The 19,027-nt window shown below is 64.4% G+C and carries 14 protein-coding genes and 3 tRNA genes; 8 read left to right on the top strand and 9 right to left on the bottom strand.

What is annotated here, in order from left to right:
* The first annotated feature begins 45 nt into the window (after nucleotides 1-45).
* The 5 genes from E4J93_RS03985 (at nucleotide 46) to E4J93_RS04005 (ending at nucleotide 1,933) form a co-directional block, all read left to right on the top strand.
* On the top strand, nucleotides 46-864 hold the full coding sequence (locus E4J93_RS03985; protein WP_255431910.1) for an ATP-binding cassette domain-containing protein: 819 nt from the start codon (nucleotides 46-48) through the stop codon (nucleotides 862-864).
* Nucleotides 861-1,559: an ABC transporter ATP-binding protein gene (locus tag E4J93_RS03990; RefSeq protein WP_147588190.1), complete on the top strand. Its 699-nt coding sequence runs from the start codon at nucleotides 861-863 to the stop codon at nucleotides 1,557-1,559. The genes E4J93_RS03985 and E4J93_RS03990 overlap by 4 nt, the downstream gene beginning before the upstream one ends.
* A gap of 85 nt (nucleotides 1,560-1,644) precedes the next feature.
* A tRNA-Gln gene (locus E4J93_RS03995) sits at nucleotides 1,645-1,718 on the top strand.
* Nucleotides 1,719-1,742: 24 nt separating this feature from the next.
* Nucleotides 1,743-1,819: transfer RNA gene (locus E4J93_RS04000), tRNA-Glu, on the top strand.
* Nucleotides 1,820-1,856: 37 nt separating this feature from the next.
* Nucleotides 1,857-1,933, top strand: a tRNA-Glu gene (locus E4J93_RS04005).
* Nucleotides 1,934-2,155: 222 nt separating this feature from the next.
* Here the strand turns inward: E4J93_RS04005 and E4J93_RS04010 are convergent.
* The 6 genes from E4J93_RS04010 to E4J93_RS04035 all read right to left on the bottom strand — a co-directional run bounded on the left by E4J93_RS04010 (nucleotide 2,156) and on the right by E4J93_RS04035 (nucleotide 10,851).
* The gene (locus E4J93_RS04010) at nucleotides 2,156-3,571 is read right to left on the bottom strand and encodes a glutamate-cysteine ligase family protein (RefSeq protein WP_147588191.1); all 1,416 of its coding nucleotides are present in this window, start codon (nucleotides 3,569-3,571) and stop codon (nucleotides 2,156-2,158) included.
* A 100-nt stretch (nucleotides 3,572-3,671) separates the two neighbouring features.
* A complete protein-coding gene (locus E4J93_RS04015) occupies nucleotides 3,672-4,910 on the bottom strand; it encodes an ABC transporter permease (RefSeq protein ID WP_147588192.1) in 1,239 nt (412 codons plus the stop codon).
* Nucleotides 4,907-5,620, bottom strand: a complete 714-nt coding sequence (locus E4J93_RS04020) for an ABC transporter ATP-binding protein (protein ID WP_147588193.1) — start codon at nucleotides 5,618-5,620, stop codon at nucleotides 4,907-4,909. The genes E4J93_RS04015 and E4J93_RS04020 overlap by 4 nt, the downstream gene beginning before the upstream one ends.
* Entirely contained in the window at nucleotides 5,617-7,035 is a 1,419-nt protein-coding gene (locus E4J93_RS04025; protein WP_147588194.1) for an efflux RND transporter periplasmic adaptor subunit, read from the bottom strand. The genes E4J93_RS04020 and E4J93_RS04025 overlap by 4 nt, the downstream gene beginning before the upstream one ends.
* Before the next feature lie 43 nt (nucleotides 7,036-7,078).
* Nucleotides 7,079-10,168, bottom strand: a complete 3,090-nt coding sequence (locus E4J93_RS04030) for an FtsX-like permease family protein (RefSeq protein ID WP_147588195.1) — start codon at nucleotides 10,166-10,168, stop codon at nucleotides 7,079-7,081.
* Nucleotides 10,165-10,851: an ABC transporter ATP-binding protein gene (locus E4J93_RS04035; RefSeq protein WP_147588196.1), complete on the bottom strand. Its 687-nt coding sequence runs from the start codon at nucleotides 10,849-10,851 to the stop codon at nucleotides 10,165-10,167. Before E4J93_RS04035 ends, E4J93_RS04030 begins: the two co-directional genes overlap by 4 nt.
* 256 nt (nucleotides 10,852-11,107) lie before the next feature.
* Here E4J93_RS04035 and E4J93_RS04040 point away from each other — a divergent pair, with 256 nt between their 5' ends.
* The 3 genes from E4J93_RS04040 to E4J93_RS04050 all read left to right on the top strand — a co-directional run bounded on the left by E4J93_RS04040 (nucleotide 11,108) and on the right by E4J93_RS04050 (nucleotide 13,625).
* Entirely contained in the window at nucleotides 11,108-11,746 is a 639-nt protein-coding gene (locus E4J93_RS04040) for a TetR/AcrR family transcriptional regulator (protein ID WP_147588197.1), read from the top strand.
* Nucleotides 11,747-11,834: 88 nt separating this feature from the next.
* On the top strand, nucleotides 11,835-12,536 hold the full coding sequence (locus tag E4J93_RS04045) for a response regulator transcription factor (protein WP_147588198.1): 702 nt from the start codon (nucleotides 11,835-11,837) through the stop codon (nucleotides 12,534-12,536).
* Nucleotides 12,537-12,545: 9 nt separating this feature from the next.
* Entirely contained in the window at nucleotides 12,546-13,625 is a 1,080-nt protein-coding gene (locus tag E4J93_RS04050) for a sensor histidine kinase KdpD (protein ID WP_255431911.1), read from the top strand.
* Between the two features lie 125 nt (nucleotides 13,626-13,750).
* Here the strand turns inward: E4J93_RS04050 and E4J93_RS04055 are convergent, their stop codons facing one another.
* The 3 genes from E4J93_RS04055 to gltX form a co-directional block, all read right to left on the bottom strand.
* Nucleotides 13,751-15,487, bottom strand: a complete 1,737-nt coding sequence (locus tag E4J93_RS04055) for a L,D-transpeptidase family protein (RefSeq protein ID WP_147588199.1) — start codon at nucleotides 15,485-15,487, stop codon at nucleotides 13,751-13,753.
* Nucleotides 15,488-15,589: 102 nt separating this feature from the next.
* The gene (gene sdaAA / locus E4J93_RS04060; protein ID WP_147588200.1) at nucleotides 15,590-17,203 is read right to left on the bottom strand and encodes an L-serine ammonia-lyase, iron-sulfur-dependent, subunit alpha; all 1,614 of its coding nucleotides are present in this window, start codon (nucleotides 17,201-17,203) and stop codon (nucleotides 15,590-15,592) included.
* 308 nt (nucleotides 17,204-17,511) lie between these two features.
* A complete protein-coding gene (gene gltX / locus E4J93_RS04065; protein ID WP_147588201.1) occupies nucleotides 17,512-18,987 on the bottom strand; it encodes a glutamate--tRNA ligase in 1,476 nt (491 codons plus the stop codon).
* Nucleotides 18,988-19,027 lie beyond the last annotated feature (40 nt).

Here is a 19,027-nt window from a genome sequence, read left to right on the forward strand (position 1 = left end):
CACCACCCGGGTGAGCACCATTTGCTCTCGGTGGAGGATCTGACCGTGTCATTCGATATGTACGATGCCGATGCCCCCTACTTCTCTGCGCGGCTCGAACCCGTCGAGGTGTTGCACGGCCTCTCGCTTTCGGTTCATACCAACGAGGTGCTGGCACTGGTGGGGGCGAGCGGCTCGGGCAAGACCGTCCTCGCAGACGCCCTCATGGGTCGGTTCGCACCGAACGCCACGGTGCGCGGCCGCATATGGTTCGACGGCCGCGCACTCGACGCGCGGTCGCTGAAAGAGCTGCGTGGGCGCGCTATCGCCATGGTGCCCCAGAGCGTGACCAACCTCGACCCGTTGATGCGCGTGGGCGCCCAGGTGCGCGGCGTCGCACGCGGGTCCTCTCGCATCGAGCGGTCGGCGGACCGGCGCCGCCGCATGCGGCGGCAGCGCGAGCTGTTCGCACGCTATGGTCTCGACGAGGGTGTTGAGCGGCTGTATCCCCATGAGCTTTCCGGCGGCATGGCGCGGCGCGTCTTGCTCATGTGCGCGCTCATGGAGGAGCCGCGGGTGCTCATCGCCGACGAGCCCACGCCCGGCCTGGACCTGGACCTGGCGGTGCGCGCCGTTGACGACCTGCGCACGTTTGCCAACGAGGGAGGCGGCGTGCTGCTCATCACGCATGATATCGAGCTCGCCCTGCGCGTGAGCGACCGCGTGGCGATCTTTCACGACGGCGCGGTGGTTGAGGAGACCGCGGTGGAGAGCTTCCGCGACCCGAAATTGTTGCGTCATCCGTTTACGCGTGCGCTCTGGCACGCGCTACCCGAGCACGATTTCTGCGCGCGTGATTTGCGCGCAGGGGAGGAGGGGCTATGAGCCTGATCGCTGCCGATGTGGCCATCGGCTACCCGGGCCGGGCCCCGCTGGCATCCGGGTTATCCCTTTCCGTCGAGCCCGGCGAGCGATTGGCGCTTCTAGCTCCCTCCGGGTTTGGTAAGAGCACGCTCTGCCGCGTTCTGAGTGGATTTATGGCCCCGATGCGCGGTGAGGTGAGTGTTGATGGCCTTCGGATCCCAGAGCCTGGTTGCAGGGCCGTTCAGCTGCTTTGGCAGCATCCCGAGCAGGCGTTCGACCCCCGGCTGCGCATGCGTCGCAGCCTTGCCGAGGCGGGTGGCCTAGAGGGCGATCGCTGGGACCTGCTGAGCGAGCGATTCGGGCTATCGGCCGCATGGCTCTCGCGGTTTCCCGCGGAGCTGTCCGGCGGCGAGCTTATGCGGTGCTGCATCGTACGGGCGCTCATGGTATCCCCGCGCTACCTCATTGCCGACGAGGCGACGGCCATGTTGGATGCCGTCACGCAGGCGCAGCTCGTCCGCGCGCTCATCGATACGCAGGAAGAGGAGGGCATGGGCATGATCTTCGTCTCCCACTCGCCCTCGCTGGTGCGGCGCGTGGCTACGCGGAGCATCGACCTGCAGCAGTTTGTCTCTGACCCGTCGCTCGCTAAGCTTAAACGGGGTTCGAACGCACCGCTATCTACCTGGGCAATCCACAAGGTGCACACAAAATAGGGATTCCCGAAAGAAAAGTGTTGCACTGAAGGGGGGACTCCCGTAATATTCTTTCTCGCGCAGAGGAGCGCAGACAACAACCAATTGGGATGTCGTCTAATGGCAGGACAGCGGATTCTGGTTCCGTCAATGGGGGTTCGACTCCCTCCATCCCAGCCAGTTGCTTGTTCTCCTAGTGCTCACGGCCCGTTCGTCTAGCGGTTCAGGACGCCGCCCTCTCAAGGCGGAGATCACCGGTTCGAATCCGGTACGGGCTACCAAGAGTTCTCGGGACACTCGTAAGTCCCTTACATATATGGCCCGTTCGTCTAGCGGTTCAGGACGCCGCCCTCTCAAGGCGGAGATCACCGGTTCGAATCCGGTACGGGCTACCAACAGTTTTATCTCCGGTCTTTGACCGGGGATTTTTCTTGTATTTCGAGCACGGTTCATTTGCAGGATTTCTTCGCGGGCCCGCTTGAACGAAGCCGCTCGTTCACCAAGCTCGTTACCGTCACCAAACTCGTTACGGTGCGCCGCACCGTGCTGGCAGCTCCGTGCCGCACTAGAAAAGCGGCGCGCCGGATGAATGGCGCGCCGCTGCGGTTGGCTCTGGGCTAGAGCGTAAGGACGTTGCGGGGCAGCGTACGCTTCTTCCAGAGGGCGTCGAGCATATCGATGCCTTCAAGATCGAACGAGCGCGCCTCATCGTCGCCGTGGACGACCGGTACGGTCGCTTCGGCGCCGTCCCGGACCTCCAGGCCCGTGCAGGCGCCGTCGTGCTCGATGTTCTCGCGCGCGATCGCAACCAGGGCATCCACTACGGCGGTTACGGGCGCGCCGAAGATCTCGGCGTCCCAGCCGTGCTCCTCCAGGTGCATGCGGGCCGTTACCGCATCGTGCTCGTCTACGCCCTCGAAGCCGCGCGGAAGCCATGCGCTTAGACGCGCGGCGAGCTTGTTTTCAAGGCATTTGTCGTAGAAGAGGGCGCCGGTGAAACTCGTACAGGCGGCCGCGAGGCGCGGTGGCAGCGAATCCATCTCGCGAAACTCGCAAAACCCTTTGAGCCGCACATTGGGGAAGACCATCGAGAGCAGGTGGAAGAGCTCGCTGCGCGTAAGCGCGCGCTCGGCCATGATGTCGCGGGCATAGCGGCTTCCCGTCGAGCTGGTGACGTGCTGCTCATCGGTGAACAGGATAGGCTTCACGCCGGCGACCCACAGCGCATACTGTTCGAAGGTGAGCCCGGTGAGCGCTCCGGGCACGATGCCGCAGCGATCTACGTCAACGTGGTGCCAGATGAGAGAACGCGCCATGCCGGGCGTGGGTTTTCCACGAAAGACCGGCGCGTTGTCGAAGAGGAAGGCAAAGAGCGACCCCAGCAACGTGCCCATGCGGTAGAGGCGCATGGCGTCCGCTTCGTCCTCGTAGTCGAGCGATACCTGCGTGGAGGCGCTGCAGCGCATCATATCGCGGGCGTAGCGGCCATGACGACTCAGATAGGCGTCCATGTCGCGGTAGCGTTCCTTGGGGATGAGCTCCAGGTCTTCGGGCGCTTCTACGAACGGGTCGTATCCCGCCGCAACGAGGCGCGCGTCGATCTCGAGCTCCTTCAGCACGTCGGCGAGCTGCGCATCGAATGCCTCTACGGCTCGGTAGAGGGCGCGCACGTTGGTTGCGGGTCCGGCGGACACCTCGAGCTGGGCCGCCGGCTCAAGCGACACGGTGACGCCGATGCGCTCGCCTGCAACCTCTAGTTTGTAGTCGAGGCCGAGTAGGTGGCCGTCGATGTACACGCGCTCGTCTTCGGGATGCATGGCGGCCAGCGCCCCGAGTATGGATGCGACGCCGTTTTCGCCTGCATAGGGGAGCGGGCGATCGGCTGCATCCACGAGGATGCGCTCGAGCTCGAAGCCGATGAGCTTTGCGCCGGGATTCTTCTCGCCACCTTCAAGCAGGCCGACCATGGCATCGAGGTTGCGTTGGAAGGTATCGGAGAAGACGGGGTTCCTATCAAGATGGCAATGGGACATGATTGCTCCTTGTGCTAAAGAGATGACCTTGTGTATGTACCCCGTTTGGTGCCGCATCCATCCCTCGTCGCTTCTTTTGAGCTCCTTGCGCTGCAAGGCGCTACTGGTAGCGCAGGCATTCCACCGGATCGAGCTTGGCTGCCCGCCGTGCTGGATAGAAGCCGAACAGCACGCCGATGATGAGCGAGATGCCCACCGCGAGCACGATGGTTCCAACGGAGAACGCGGGCGCCAGCGTGACGGAGCCGCCGTTGGCAGACAATGCCTGCAGGATGCCCATGTTGGTGACGACCAACGCGATGCCCCAGGCGGCCAGGTAGCCCACGATGGTGCCTATGACTCCGCCGAGCATGCAGATTGCGATGGATTCCATAAGGAACTGGTTGGTGATGTCGCGTCCGCGCGCACCCAGGGCGCGGCGCACGCCGATCTCGCGGATGCGCTCGGTTACGTTGGTGAGCATCATGTTCATGATGCCGATGCCGCCCACCAGCAGCGAGATTCCCGCTACGGCTCCTGTGATGAGCTGGAAGGCGGTGGTGAAGCTCTGCAGCGCATCGATCTGCGCCTTCATGCTGTAGACCCAGATGTAGTTCTCGATCTCGTCGTCGGGTACGTTTTGAGCTTTGGCGATGGCCTGTTTGATTCCCTCAAGAGCGCCTTCGGGGTCGGTTCCCTCGCGAACGAAGGCGATCGCCTGGTCGTAGGACCCCTGGGGAAGCCACGATAGCCCGCGTGAGACGGTCTTTGCCGGCATGAACACGTTCATGTAGTTGTCGTTGCCCATTCCGCCGCTTGCCGCGTCGGCTACGCCCACGATGGTATAGCTCGCGTTGTTGAGCTTGATCTGCTTGCCTATCACGTCGGCGTCGGGGTTGCCGAAGTACGTCTTCACGCCGCCGCGTTCGATGATGAGCACGCGCGCCCCGCTTGCCTCCTCTTGGGCGTTGAAAAGCCGGCCCTCGATGAGCTTGACCTGCCCGGTGAGTTCGAAAAGCCTGGTCGACCCGCCGGTGACGGATACGCTGATATCGCGATCATCCATCTTGGTGGTGCTGAAGCCCGATACGATGCCCTCGGCAAAGTCGATCGAGGCGTTGAGCTTTTCGAGCTTGTTGATATCGGAGTCGGTGAGCGGCTTGGACGTGGTGATCTGCACCATGCGCGCCGCGTTGAGGCCCAGGCCGTTCAGCAGCGTCTGCTGGACGCCGCCGATGAGCGACGTCATGGCGATGACGGCGGCGATGCCGATCACGATGCCGAGCACGGTCAACAGCGTGCGGCCGCGGTTGGCTTCGAGGGCGCGCAGCGCCTCGCGCATCAGGTCGCGTGCGTTCATAGGGTGCCTCCTCTCATGCTGGGTGCGCTGGCGGCCTCGCGGTAGAGGCGTCCGTCGCGGATGGTTACGCGGCGGTCGGCCTCGGCGGCAACGCTTGCGTCGTGGGTGATCAACACGATGGTCTTGCCCTGACGCTTGAGCGCGTGGAACGTATCGAGCACCATGCGGCCGGTGACCGAGTCCAGGTTGCCCGTGGGCTCGTCGGCCAGGATGATAGCGGGGTCGTTGACCAGGGCGCGGGCGATGGCGACGCGCTGCATCTGGCCGCCCGACAGCTCGTTGGTGCGGTGGTCGTAGTGGTCGACGGGCAGGCCTGTGGCGCGTAGCGCGTGGACGGCGCGCCGTTCGCGGTCCGCGCGCGGCACATCGGTGTAGGCGAGCGGCAGGATCACGTTGTCCAGCACGCTCATGCGCGGCAGCAGGTTGAAGCTTTGGAACACGAATCCGATGCGCGTTGCCCGAACCTCGGCCAGCTCGTCGTCGGTGAGCTTCGCCACATCGATCCCTTCGAGCAGGTACGTGCCCGAAGTGGGCGTGTCGAGGCAGCCCAGTATGTTCATGAGGGTTGACTTGCCCGAGCCCGAGGGGCCGATGATCGCCAGAAACTCACCGGGCATCACGCTGAGCGAGATGTCGTGCAGGATGTGGGCGAGGCCGGCTTCGGACTCGAAGATCCTGTGAATATGGCGGATATCGATGACCGGCCTCATTTCAGGACCGCCGTTCCGCTGCCGGTCACCGCGTCGCCGCCCATCTCGCCGTCAAGCATCGCTCCCGAGATGACGAGCGCCTCGTCACCCGTGAGCGGCGAGCGCACCATGTCGGGGTTCTCGCCTTCGGGCGCGTCCTCGGGCTTGCCCACCACGGCGAAGTCGTCGTTTTGCGCCACCACCTGAACGTCCACGCGCGTATGCTCGGAAGTCTCGGGGTCGGTTTCCACCACCACGTAGTAGTGCTCGCCGTCGTCGCTCATAAGGGCGATGGACGGCACCATCACCACATCTGCCAGATGCTCGGTCATAAGGTCCACGTTGGCCGTCATACCTGGCTTGAGGCGGGCGTCGGGCGCCTCGATGAGGACGTCAACGGCGAACTGCACGGCGCCGGAGTCGCCGTAGTACATGCCCGACGCGTCGCCGGTGGCGGTCGACGCGATGTTGGATACCTTTCCGGTGAGGGTGAGGTCCTCGAAGGCGGGGAAGGTGATGGAGGCCTGCTGGTCCTTCGCCACGGTGGCGATCTGCTCCTCGCTCACCTGGATAGTCACCTTCATCTGGGAGAGGTCGGCGATCTGCATGAGCGGCTGGCCGTTCTCGGTGGCGGCGCTTACGGGGGCGCCCACCTTCGCGTTCATGGCCACGACGTTTCCGGCTATGGGCGCCACCACCGTGCGCGCGCCCGCGGCTGCGACGGCGGCGTCGTATGCGGCGCGTGCGCCCTCGAGTGCGAGCGTCGCCTCGTCTACGGCATCCTGCGAGACCGCGGTCGTCTGCTGGCCCGTCTCGGGATCGACGACGGCGTCACCTCGCCGAGCGGCGGCGAGGGCGCTCTTCGCGCTGTTGAGCGAGCGCTCGGCCTCCTTCACCGCGCGGTCGAGCTCGTCGTTCCTGATCACCATGAGGACGTCGCCCTTGTTGACGGCCTGGCCGGCGGCCACGCGGATCTCGGCGATGGTGCCGCCCGTCTCGGGGGCGATCACGGTGCTCGAGAGCGGTTGCAGCGTGCCCGATGCGCCGATGGCGGTATCGTAGTCGCCGCGCATGGCGAAGTCGGTCACCACGCCCGATTCCGCGTCGTCTTTGGGGTCGAATACGGCGACGCCGAGCGCGCCCAGCGCGAGGACGCCTGCGATGGTACCCACCGCGATACCGCGGCGGATGAGCTTCTTCTTGCGACGCTCCGCACGCCGGGCTTTGAGCGCGGCGTAGGCCTCGGCATCGCTACCGGGTGCCATGTCGTCGTCCGGGGCGTCGCCCGCGGGGACGCTCGAGTCGATGAGGGGCGGTAGCGCCTGGGTCGGATTGGCCTCGAGGCGCGGGATGGCCGGCACGTCCGGACTGGCGGGGACGGGGGATGCGCTGCTGGATGCAGGGGCATCGTTGAGGGGCTTGATGGGGTCGCTCATGGGTCCTCCTTATAGTTGACATGAAAGGGGTGTTTGAAACGGGCTATATCGATTCTTCGCGCAGCGTGGTTACGATCGAATCCGATCTTGCCTGCCGCAGGGCGAACATGGTGGACGCGGCCAGCACGATGGCCACGAGCGCGACGGCTAGAAGCACCCAGCCGAGGGGCAGGACGAAGCCAGCTCCTACAGCTTCCACTCCTATGACGCGGTAGAAGAAATAGGCCGCGCCTGCCCCTACGGCCAAGCCTCCCAGCAGACCCCTCAGCGCGTACGACAGGCATTCGAGGGTTATCATGCGCCAAAACGCCCGGTCGTCCATGCCTATGATTTTGAGCATGGCGAACTCGCGCCGTCGCAGGATCAGTGAATTGCTCAGCGTGTTGAACACGTTGCCGATGGCGATGGCGATCGTGATGCCGGTAAAGCAGCTGACGAAGAGGCGGATCGTGTCGTAGGCGAGGCGCGACGTCCGAGTGTTCTCGGCGTTGTTGGTGAGCCAGGTCCGCTGCCACGCCTCATCGCTCAATTCACCGGCCATGATGTTCCTCATCGCCGCTTCGGCTGCTCGTGCATCTTCGACGTCGAACGCGAGGTAGACCGGTATCGAATTGCTCGAGGATCCCGGTTCGGTGTGGAAGGCGAGCGGCGTCCCTATGCCGCCGACAAGGGGGGAGGCTACGAGATGTTCCGAGGCGGCGGCGAGGGCGGGGAGCGCTGTTGCGGGCAAGACGATGGTGGGCCAATAGTAATCGGTTCCAACCAGAGAGCCGGGGCTCGTCGTTATGATCGCCCCGATCGGTATGTCTTCGGAATCGAGGAGCGCTTCGCTGAGCGGGATCTCCGCCGGCTCGTCATCATGCGCGGCGGTATCATCGAGTTGATCGTAATAGGCGCATGGTTCGCCGTTGGGGTTTACCGCCACATCGGTGAAATAGAGGCCTTCATGTTCCCGTAGATGCGTGAATATTTGTAACGAACCCGTGTCTTCGAAGGGGTCGCGTCGGACGGTGCGCGAATCGCGTGCGCGCATGGTGCCGTTGAGCCCGAGCGCCACGGGGTGGGCGGGGTCGTTGTAACGTGCTTGGTCCAGTCCGTTCCCATCCAGCAGGCCCTTCCAGCTGGCTGCGTCAACGAACAGGGCGGTAACGGGTGTGTATATGCTTCCGTCGTCCGCTTCCCGGCGCTGGCCCCCATCGGTATCTGCCGAATCGTCCGGATCGAGTAGGCCGGCTTCCATCCGCCCATAGAGCGACAGGTAGATGCTGTACCCGCGGGGCCGTGCGCCCGATACGGACCCGAGCGAGCGGTATGCCGATTCGATCGCGTCGATGCCGTCCGCGGTTGTTTCCGATTCCAGGAGGGTGCGTTCAAGTGTGATATCGATATCTCCGAAGCCCGGATCGACGGAGGCCATGAGCTCGTCCATGTACTGGGATAGCGAGCCTGAAATGAGGATAAGCGCCACGGCGACCGCGAGCGAAACGACGCCCGCACGGCTCTTCGCGGGCCCGCGCGTCATGCTTCGGTGTGCGAGCAGGCCGGGTACGCCGAAGAGCCGCAGGCGCATCTCGTCGATGCGCGAGCGCATGCGGCGACGGCGCGTGCTCCGCCTGCGTGCGCGCGACCCATAGTCTCGCGTCTGCCTGATAGCCTCGATGGCGGGCACGCGCCCGGCCCGCAGGGCCGGCCAAGCAGCGCTGATCGCCACGGCGGCGGCGGTGAGCAGCGCCGACGCTATCAAGAGGCCGGGCCTCACGGTGAGCGGGGCCGCTCCGCCCGTGTGGAGCGTCGTCTGGTCGACCAGGGCGCTCACGCCCTCGCTTGCAAAGGAGAGGACCGAGTTGGCGCCCAGTATACCGAGTCCGATACCCAGCGGGATGCCTATGGCTGCGAGGATGACGGCCTCGGTGAATACGGTGGCGCGAATCTGGCGCGCGCTCGCGCCGATCGAGGCGAGCAGCCCGTATTCGCGCGTGCGCTCGGCCACCGCGATGGCGAACGCGTTGTATATGAGGGTGATCGAGGCGAGGGACACGATAAGCGCCAACAGCGCTGCGAGGGCGTAGAGCGATCCCCAAACGGATTCCTCATCGTAGATGCCTTGATATTTCAGCAGGTCTTCATGGGGCTCTGCGGTGGCGGGCGCCGGCGAGATGCCGGTCTTCGAAATCTCGGCTTCCCGTGCATCGTCGTTCGAATACTCTTCCATAAAGCGGCTGATATCGTCGCGCGCACGCATATTCGTCGTTATCAATACGTCGTGCGACCGGGCCGCCAGGCTATCGGGCTGTACGAATCCCAGGTAGCCTGCGTTGCTCGACCACGTATCCGGTATATAGTCCATGTCGCCGCTATAGAAGCCCACGACGGTGAAGCGCTGCACGGGCTGTGCGTCCGCCAGCCACTCGGTTATGACGTCGCCCGCGGGCGACGGCGTCATCTTCGTGCCGCCCCGCGCCATCGCGGCCCGTGTGCCCCCGCTTTGCTCGTCGCTGTAGACGCGCTGGCCCACCGCGAGCTCGATCGTGGTGCCTACGGCGATGGGCCCATCCCAGTTGGCGCGAGGAACGTCATCGTCCCTGCCGGATGAGGGCAGCGGACTGTAGAGATGCTGGCCGTCTGCCGTGGTCGCGCCCTTCAGATCGCGTCCCAGCACGAGTTCGCCGGGCGCTTGGGGCGCGCGGCCTTCTGCGATATAGGGGAGCGAGGCTAGGCCCCGCACGCGCTCTTCGGTGGGCCATGGCTCCAAGGTGAGGTAGCGCCCCCAGTAGCCCTCGAAGCTGCGCGGCATCAGCGCATGCCCGTAGATTGCCTGGTCGTAGTAGTCGGTTACGCGCTCGTCGCTCGAAAGGTCCTCGAGAACATCGTTATCGATGTCGTGGATGCGCACCTGCCACGCGCCTTGGGCGATGAGCTCTGCGTTGAGCAGGCCACTGTAGAGGGTGGCCGCTGTAGTGAAGATCGCGGTGATGAGCGCGCAGGAGAGCGCGATACCCGTTATGGCGACGATGGTGCGCGCGGGGTTGCGCTGGAGCGACCGACGCACGAACCTGCCGAGCGCGTCGCGGCGCAGCTGCGTGCCGCCACGGCTGCCGATGGGTGCCGGTTGCGGGGTGGGAGCGTTGCTCATGGCTGCGGCCTGCTTGTATCGCGGACGATGCGACCATCCTCGATAGCGATGACGCGGTCGGCCATGAGGGCTATGTCCTCGTCGTGCGTGATCACCACGAGGGTTTGCTTGAAGCGCTGGTTGGACGCGCGCAGCAGCCGCATGATCTGGGCGGAATTGCGCGTGTCCAGGTTGCCCGTGGGCTCGTCGGCCAGAATGACGGCGGGTGCGTTCATGAGGGCACGCCCGATGGCGACGCGCTGCTGCTGTCCGCCGGAGAGCTGGTTGGGAAGGTAGCGCTCCTTTCCTGCAAGGCCGAGCGCATCGATGAGCTCGGCCAAGCGCTTCTGGTTCACCTCGCGCCCGTCCATAAGAACGGGAAGCGTCATGTTCTCTACGACGTCGAGCACGGGGATGAGGTTGTAGAACTGGTAGATGAGGCCGACTTCGCGCCTACGGAAGACTGCAAGCTGCTCGTCGCTGCCCGCGAAGATGTCCTGCCCTTGCAGCTTGACCGTGCCCGATGTGGGCCGGTCGACGCCGCCCATAAGGTGCATGAGCGTGGACTTCCCCGACCCCGACGAGCCGACGATGGCGACGAACTCGCCCACCTCGACCGTGAAGCTTACATCTTCGAGCGCGCGTACGGCGGTGTCGCCCGATCCGTAGACCTTGCCGAGGTGTTCGATGCTCAGGATGCTCACATGCACCTCCTTTGGCGGGGAAGGGGTGCCGAGTCGCGTGGTGCCCCTTCCGAATATGCGTATTAGCATACTGCCAGCTGGGGTTACCTGACCGTGTCCTCTCGATGACAGTTCTGTCATAAAGGCTGCTCGGCCTGTGTAGAAAGCTCACAGTAGTTGACTAACGGACAAATGGGGTAATAGTATCTTGGAAAAACAGGTTGGAACTGCTGCGCCTTTGAAATAGGCGTATGCCGAAATTCGATTGGATGCGCATATGCCTAAGAACGGCACCCATATCGATCGCCGCGTGCTCAGGAGCCGTAAGGCGATCATCGACGCCTTCGATCGCCTGCTCGAAGACCACGACTTCAAACAGATCACGGTGTCGGCTATCGCGCGAGAGGCCAACATCGACCGCAAGACCTTCTACGTCCATTTTGGAACGATCGACGGCCTGCTCGATGCCATCGCCGAAGAGCGGGTTGAAGAGCTGCTCGACGCTATGGAGGAAGCGTATCGCGATGCGCCTAAGGACGAAGAGATCTCGCTCGCTCTGCGCCGGTTCTTCGAGATCGCCAACCGCCTTGTGTATTCCAGGCTCGTTCAGCACTGTATGGATCGCAACTCGATTCCCGCCGAGGAGCTCCTTTCACGGTTCCTCGTGCCTTTTAAGCGCAAGCTCATCGAACGCGACCTGCAGGTGGCCAAGCTTCCGCCACATCAGCTCGATTTCTACCTGTCGTTTCTCATGGCGGGGATCTTCTCCATCTATCGCTCGTGGCTCAAGTCCGATCGCTCCATCCCCATCGAGGAGGTTTCGAGCATCGCTAACGACCTGATTCTCAACGGGCTGCGGGGACTTGAGGACGAGCCGGGTTCCGCATCGGCTGGGAATCCGGGCGGCGTCCAGTAACATCGGTGCCGGGCGGTGACGCGCGCTGTGCTAGCATACCCAGGAGAGTATAACGGCCCCTGGCAGCTTGACGTGGGAGGTCTCGTGCATGGCACCGCGCATATTACTTGTTGAAGATGACCGTCTCATCATCGAGGCCTTGTCGGAGCTACTGAGCAGCGAGGGTTATGCTATCGATGTGGCTTCTACGCAAGACGAGGCGATCGCCTTGGCGCTGGGTGCCGGTCCCGATGACCTTGCTACTCGTCCATATGCGCTGCTCCTCCTCGACGTGACGTTGGCACAGGGCAACGGCTTCGCCGTGTGCAGTGCGGTCAAGCAGGCTCGTCCGAATGTCCCCGTCATCTTCCTCACGGCTTCCGGCGATGAATTCAATACCGTGGCCGGTATCCAGATGGGTGCCGACGACTATATCGCAAAGCCGTTTCGGCCCCGCGAATTGCTCGCGCGCATCGCGGCGGCCATCCGTCGTTCAGGCGCATCTCATGGGGTTCTGCAGTTTGGACCGTTGAGCATCGATGTCGACCGCGCGCATGTCGAGCGCGACGGGGCCGATATCGTGCTGTCGGCGCTTGAATACCGGTTGCTGCTGCTGTTTGCCACCAACAGGGGCAAGCTCGTCTCGCGCGATATGATTCGCGAAGCTCTGTGGGATGAGGCGGGTACGTATATCGAGGAGAACACGCTTTCTGTCTACATCAAGCGGCTGCGCGACAAGATCGAGGATAATCCCTCGGAGCCTCGCATGATCGTGACGGTGCGCGGCTTGGGCTACAAGGCGTTTGGGTAGGTGGTCGCGATGCTCATGCGCAACCGCGAGCTACGACGGTTCTTCCTGCTGTATATCGGCTTATCGCTTGCGTTGTGCGCATGCGCGCACGCTTGCTGGGGTCGTTCCATCGCCCTGTGGACTGCAGCGTGCAGCTTGGTCCTCGGGGCCGCGGTGGGGCTGTTCACCTACCTTCGCTACCGCGATATCGCACGTATCTCGGCCCGTATCGACGCGGTGCTGCATGGCGAGCGAGACCTCTCCCTGTCCCATATGCGCGAGGGGGAGCTGGCGGTCCTTACAAGCGAGCTCGATAAGATGGTTTCCCGGCTGTATCTCACGGCCGATGAGCTTGAGGGCGAGACCCATGCTCTGGCCGATTCCCTGGCGGATATCTCCCATCAGCTGAAGACGCCGCTCACGTCGTTATCCTTGCTTTCGGAGCTTATGCGCAAGCGGCTCATGGAGGCTCGAGACGGCCTTTCGCCTCAGGATGTTCGCGATATGATCGATCGCCTACGCGTGATGCAGGGGCTTCAAGAGCGCATCCGATGGCTCATCTCGGCCTTGCTCAAGATGGCGCGGCTCGATGCCGGCGCGATCGACCTCGCGCGGGCCGAAGTCCGCGCCGAAGACGTGGTGCGTCGCTCTGCGGAGGCGCTCGCGATTGCCTTCGACTTGGCCGATGTATCGCTTTCCGTCGAGGTTCAGCCCGAGGCCGCGTTTTGGGGTGATGAGGCGTGGAGCGTCGAGGCCTTGTCCAACGTTCTTAAGAACTGCCTGGAGCATGCGGGGCGCGGCGGCGCCGTGCGCGTGACGGCGAGCCAAGATGCGCTCGCGTGCCGCATTCGCGTGGAAGATACCGGGCCTGGAATCTCCGAGGAGGACCTACCGCATATCTTCGAGCGGTTCTACCGCGGCTCGGCCGATGATGGCGAAGACGCCCGCTCCTCCGAGGTCGATCCATGCGGCGTGGGCATCGGGTTATCGCTTGCGCAGAGCTTGGTGGCCGCCCAGGGCGGCGCTATGCGCGCATCCAACGCGCGCGATGCGAACGGGGCGGTGCTGGGTGCTCGTTTCGATATCGTGTACTTCAACATGAACGTGTAGGGCTGCCGGTCGGCTATCGTATTCGGTTGACCTCGTCGATAACGATGTCGGGCGCCGGACGCCGCGATGCATCCGGCGCCCGCGGCGCCTCACTCTATGGACGGTGGCGTTGCCTGGGGCATTCGCTACCAGTGCACGATCACGCAGATGCCTTCCTTGATCAGGCCGTACAGCTCTGCAGCCTTCTCGGGCGGCAGGTTGATGCAGCCGTGGCTGCCCACGCTCTTATATGCGTTGGGGTTGGAGAAGTTCGACGCGGCCTGCCAGCTGGCATCGTGCAGGCCGATGGCCTGGCCGACGAAGGGCATCCAATACTTGACGGGCGTCTTATATTCGGGCTCGCCCGTTTCGGGGTCCTTCTTGCCCACCAGAACGATATTGGTGCCGCAGCTATTCATTCGGTAGATACCGGTGGGCGTTTCGTTTCCCAGGTTTGGATTGCCGGTGATGCATCCCGACTCCCATTGCAGGGCGCCGTTGGCGTCGTAATAGCGGGCATGCTGCTCAGACAGGTCGATATCGACGTATTCGGCCCAATCCTTCTCGCCGGGCTTGGTGTAGACCGCGCCCTTGCTCTTGAGCGGTACGACCAGATCACCCGTCTGCTTGTTGGCGACCGCTTGCTCGATGGCCTTGGCAAGCCCTGCGGAATCGACGATCCAGCCATAATTGCCGCCGCCGACGGTTACCACTTTGCCGTCGGGGCGGGTGTAGGTTCGCTCGCTGCCGGCGGTGTCGAGGTCGTCATCGAGCTCGTAAGCCCAGGCCGTGACGCTCTCCAGATCGAGCGATGGCTTGAGGTTCTCGTCGAATACGATCCAGGCGGCGAGTTCCTTTCCGCCGAGTTTCGCGACGGAATGGCCCTCCATCTTGATGTCGACATTGGTGCCGATGAGCTCGTTTGCCGCCTTGCAGGCAGCCTCAAGTTGCTCATCGGTAGCGTCGCCGCCCAGGGTCGCAAAATCGCTCGCGTCGAGTTGTACGCTGGATTCGAGCTTGAACAGGGCTTCTTTCACGTGCTTGAGCGCGGGCTCGTAATTGAGCTTCACATTGGTCTTGGCGCGTTCGAGCGTGAAGATGCCCTGCTCCTCATCGTAGGCGCTCGGGGCATCGAAGGTGCCGCTGCGGCCCTCGTTATAGGCTTCGACCGCCTGGGCGAACGAGGTGTCGAACGCGGCTTCGTCGAACCCGGGGGCGGGGTCCTGGGGGGACGCTGCGGCTGCACCCTCGCCGCCCTGCCCGGCAAGTGCCTCTGCGAGCTTGAACGGCCAGGCGAAGGGCTCGCTTTCCTTGATGAGGCTATCCGCCCATTTCGCTACATCGACGGGCAGCCCGCTGTCTTTTGCGGAATAGGTCCATGAGAAGTCGTTGCCGTCAACGGCGAGGGTGTAGGATTGCGCGGATGCCTCGACGCGGCTCTTAGCAGCGTCTCGACCCATGAACGAGACGTCTACGCCGGCGATCGTCGTGCCCGGATAGTAGATGTTCGAGAACGCTAAGGCGCCTCCGAGATAGAGGACGGCTACGATGCCGACGGCGATACCCGCTCCGATGAGCGCGCGACGGTTGGAGCGGGTGCCGGGCTTCGTCGTCTGGCGCGATGACCCGGCGATGGGTTCACACGGCTCGGCGATGGGCGCCTGCGGGGCGGTGACGTTTTTCGGCCCCGCAGCTTCCATGGCTTGCGTCTCCATCGACGCGGCCTGCTCGGTGTGCGAGGGGTTGCTTCGAGGGGTGGCGGGATCAGGAAGGTTTCGCATGGCCGCGGCGCGCTGGGCATCGCACGGGGGATTGATGGGCTGGTCCGTCGCTGCGCGCGTCTGGCTGGAATCGTCTTGGGGTTGTTGCTGAGAAGTGTGCATGGGCAAGCTTCCTCGAAAACGCTATTGAAGGTAATTGGTTAGCAATTCTTCATTATAGGCCGAAGACGATATGAAGTTGGCATGAGCGTAGGGATTACATGGTTACAGAGCCGTCGAGCACGCCCCGCACCGCGCGCACGCGCTCTTGGCCGAGGGCGCCTGCGCGATGCCTCCCTTGGCGGTCTCGCGCAGCGAGGCGGGCAGCGCGCGCCCCACGGCGAGCATGACGGATGCCATCTCGTCGAAGGGAACGAGGCTCGGCACGCCTGAGAGCGCGAGCTGCGCCGAGGAGAACGCGCATGCCACGCCGATGGCGTTACGGTTCTGGCAGGGTACCTCCACGAGGCCGCCCACGGGGTCGCATACGAGGCCGAGCAGGTTGGCTAGGGCGATAGCTGCAGCATCGAGCGATTGCTGCGGCGTGCCGCCATGCATGCTTACCAGTGCGGCCGCGGCCATGGCGGCGGCGGAACCCACCTCGGCCTGGCATCCACCCTCGGCGCCGGCTACGCAGGCCGAGGTCGAAAGGATGAGGCCGACGGCGGCCGCGCAGTAGAGCGCATCGGCGATGGCGTCGTCGTCAAGCTCGAGCGCATGCGCCGCTGCGAGCACGCATCCAGGGACAACGCCTGCGGAGCCGGCGGTGGGCGCCGCTACGATGACGCCCATGGTGGCGGAACGCTCGAGCACGGCCATGGCGCGGGCTACGGCTTCGGTCTGCGTGGGGCCCATGAGGCTGGCGGACAGGCGCCCGCCCGCCTGGTGCACGTCGCGCGCCTGTCCGTCGAGGAAGCCGCCGAGCGAGCGTTGCGGATGCTCGAGCGGGGCGGTGGTCTCGCTCCGCATGACCTCGATCACGCGGTCCATCTGCCTGCGGGCGATATCGGGGCTGGTCATGAGCTCCTCGCGCAGCCTCATCACCGCGCCGATACCGAGGTCGCGTTCGGCGCTTGCGGCGAGCAGTTGGGCCGCATCGTCGAAGAGGTCGGGCACGGATACCCCGGGACCCAGGGTGGAGACGGAGCCGGGGAGCTCGATGAAGGTGGCGTAGTTTACCAGGTCGAGCGCGCGTACGACGGGGAGTACATCGCGTTGCGCGGCGCCGTCGGTTTCGAACACGGAGTACGCCTGGCCGCCCGCCTCGGTGCGGTAGGTGCGGCAGAAGGCAATGTTGAGCTGAGCCTTCGCCAGGGCGCCCGTGAGTGCTGCCAGGGCGCCCGGTGCGTCGCGATGGGCAACGAACAGCGTGGTATACAGACCCGAGATCTCCACGTGGACGCCGTTGATCGCGCTGATGCGCATGCGCCCGCCGCCCAGGCTCTCGCCTCGCACGTCGGTTATGGCGCCGCTCGTGCTTTCAAGGTGTATATCGACTGTGTTGGGATGGATGGACGGGTCGTCTCCACCGATGGCGAATTCGTATGCCAGGCCGTGTTCGCGAGCCAGTTCGAAGGCGTCGCGAATGCGTTCGTCATCGGTATCGAAGCCCAGGATGCCGCCTACGAGGGCGCGATCGGTGCCGTGCCCGCGGTAGGTGTGGGCGAAGCTGTTCCACAGGGTGAAGCGAACGGATGCGACGTCGCCCTCGATGAGCGTCGCCGCCACGCGCGCGCAGCGTAGGGCGCCCGCCGTATGCGACGACGAGGGTCCCACCATAACGGGACCGAGCACCTCGAACGCCGATGTGGTGGCAAACGATTGCGGCTTAGCTGCCATGGTTCCTCCTGCTCGACCGGCCGCAGGGGCCGGTGTGGCCCCTGCGGCCGGCTTCGCCTCGCTCAACAAACGCACGGAGCTCTTTCCAGCCCTCGTGGCCTGCAGCTCGAGCAAGTCGAAGCCTCAAACATCGAAACAATACAACAAGATTTATCTTAGCGAATGGCCGGGTCGTCCTGCACCGCAGCGCCCGCCCCCGCCCGATGGCCCCGAGCGGTTCAACAAAGGCCCCGGTACATATCCCCCGAGCGATTTCTGAGCAAAGCGAAGCTGAGCGAGGGGGATATGTACCGGGGCCGGGGGATGGATTAGAGCGCCATCGGGCGGGCGCGGTCGATGCGGGCGAGGCAGTCGTCACGGCCGATGAGCGCCATGGTTTCGCCCAGCGGCGGGCTCACCATGTTGCCGCATTCGGCAACGCGGACGGCGCCGAAGACGAGGCGCTTCTTCACGTCGAGCGCCTCGGGCAGCGGCTCGAGCGCAGCGTCGATGTGAGCGGGCGTCCACTCGGTAACGGCTTCGAGCGCAGCGCGCGCAGCGTCGAGGACGGCGCCCATGCCTTCCTTGGCCAGGCCCTTGGAGACGGACTTCTCGTCGTACTCCAAGGTCTCGGCCGTCATGAAGACCGGGGCGGCCACGGCGGCGGCGTCGGCGGGCATCTTGGTGCGCGGGCGCACGATGGCTGCCAGGGCGTCGACCCATGCCTCATCGGCCTCGAAGCCCTCGTCGATCAGGCCGGCCTCGAGCAGCTCGGGCAGCATGATCTCGTCTGCGAACGTCGCGTCGTCCATCGCGTTGATGTACTCCGCGTTCATCCAGTCGAGCTTCTTGGGGTCGAAGGTCGCCGGGTTCTTGGAGATGCGCTCCAGGCTGAACTGGCTGGCGAGCACGTCGCGCGGGATGACGGTGGTCTCGCCGTCCAGCGACCAGCCCAGCAGGGCCAGGTAGTTCACGAAGGCGTCGGACAGGTAGCCGGCATCGCGGTACTCTTCCACGGAGGTGGCGCCATGGCGCTTGGAGAGCTTCTTGCCATCCGCGCCCAAGATCATGGAGATATGCGCGAAGGTGGGCACCGGGGCGCCCATGGCCTCGTAGACAATGACCTGGCGCGGGGTGTTGGAGAGGTGGTCGTCGCCGCGGATGACGTGGGTGATACCCATGAGCGCGTCGTCAACCACGGTGGCGAAGTTGTAGGTGGGGGTGCCGTCGGAGCGGAAGATCACGAAGTCGTCGAGCTCCTTGGCGTCGAAGGTGACCTCGCCGTGCACGGCGTCGTTGATCACAACGTTGCCGCGATCCTGGGGTACCTTGATGCGCAGCACGTAGGGCTCGCCGGCATCGATGCGCGCCTGGGCCTCCTCGGGCGAGAGGTCGCGGCAACGGCGCTGGTAGCCCTGGAAGGGGTCCTTGCGGGCCTGGGCGGCCTCGCGGTCGGCGGCCAGCTGCTCGGGGGTGCAGAAGCAGGGATAGGCCTTACCTTCGGCCAGCAGGCGCTCGGCGGTCTGCTTGTAGAGGCCGAGGCGCTCGGTCTGCGAATAGGGGCCGAAATCGCCGCCGACCTCGGGGCCCTCGTCCCAATCGAGTCCCAGCCAGCGCATGGCTCGCAGGATGATCTGGGTGTTCTCGTCGGTTGAGCGCGTGGGGTCGGTATCGTCGATTCGCAGGATGAAGGTTCCGCCGTTGGCGCGGGCGAAAGCCCAGTTGTAGATCGCGGTGCGGGCGCCTCCGATGTGCAGCTTGCCGGTGGGCGAGGGCGCGAAGCGAACGCGGACGTTTGAGCTCATGGACTGCTCCTCTTGGTCGATACTCTTATTCATTCAAGGA

The organism is Collinsella sp. BA40 (assembly GCF_008014645.1).
GTDB lineage: Bacteria > Actinomycetota > Coriobacteriia > Coriobacteriales > Coriobacteriaceae > Collinsella.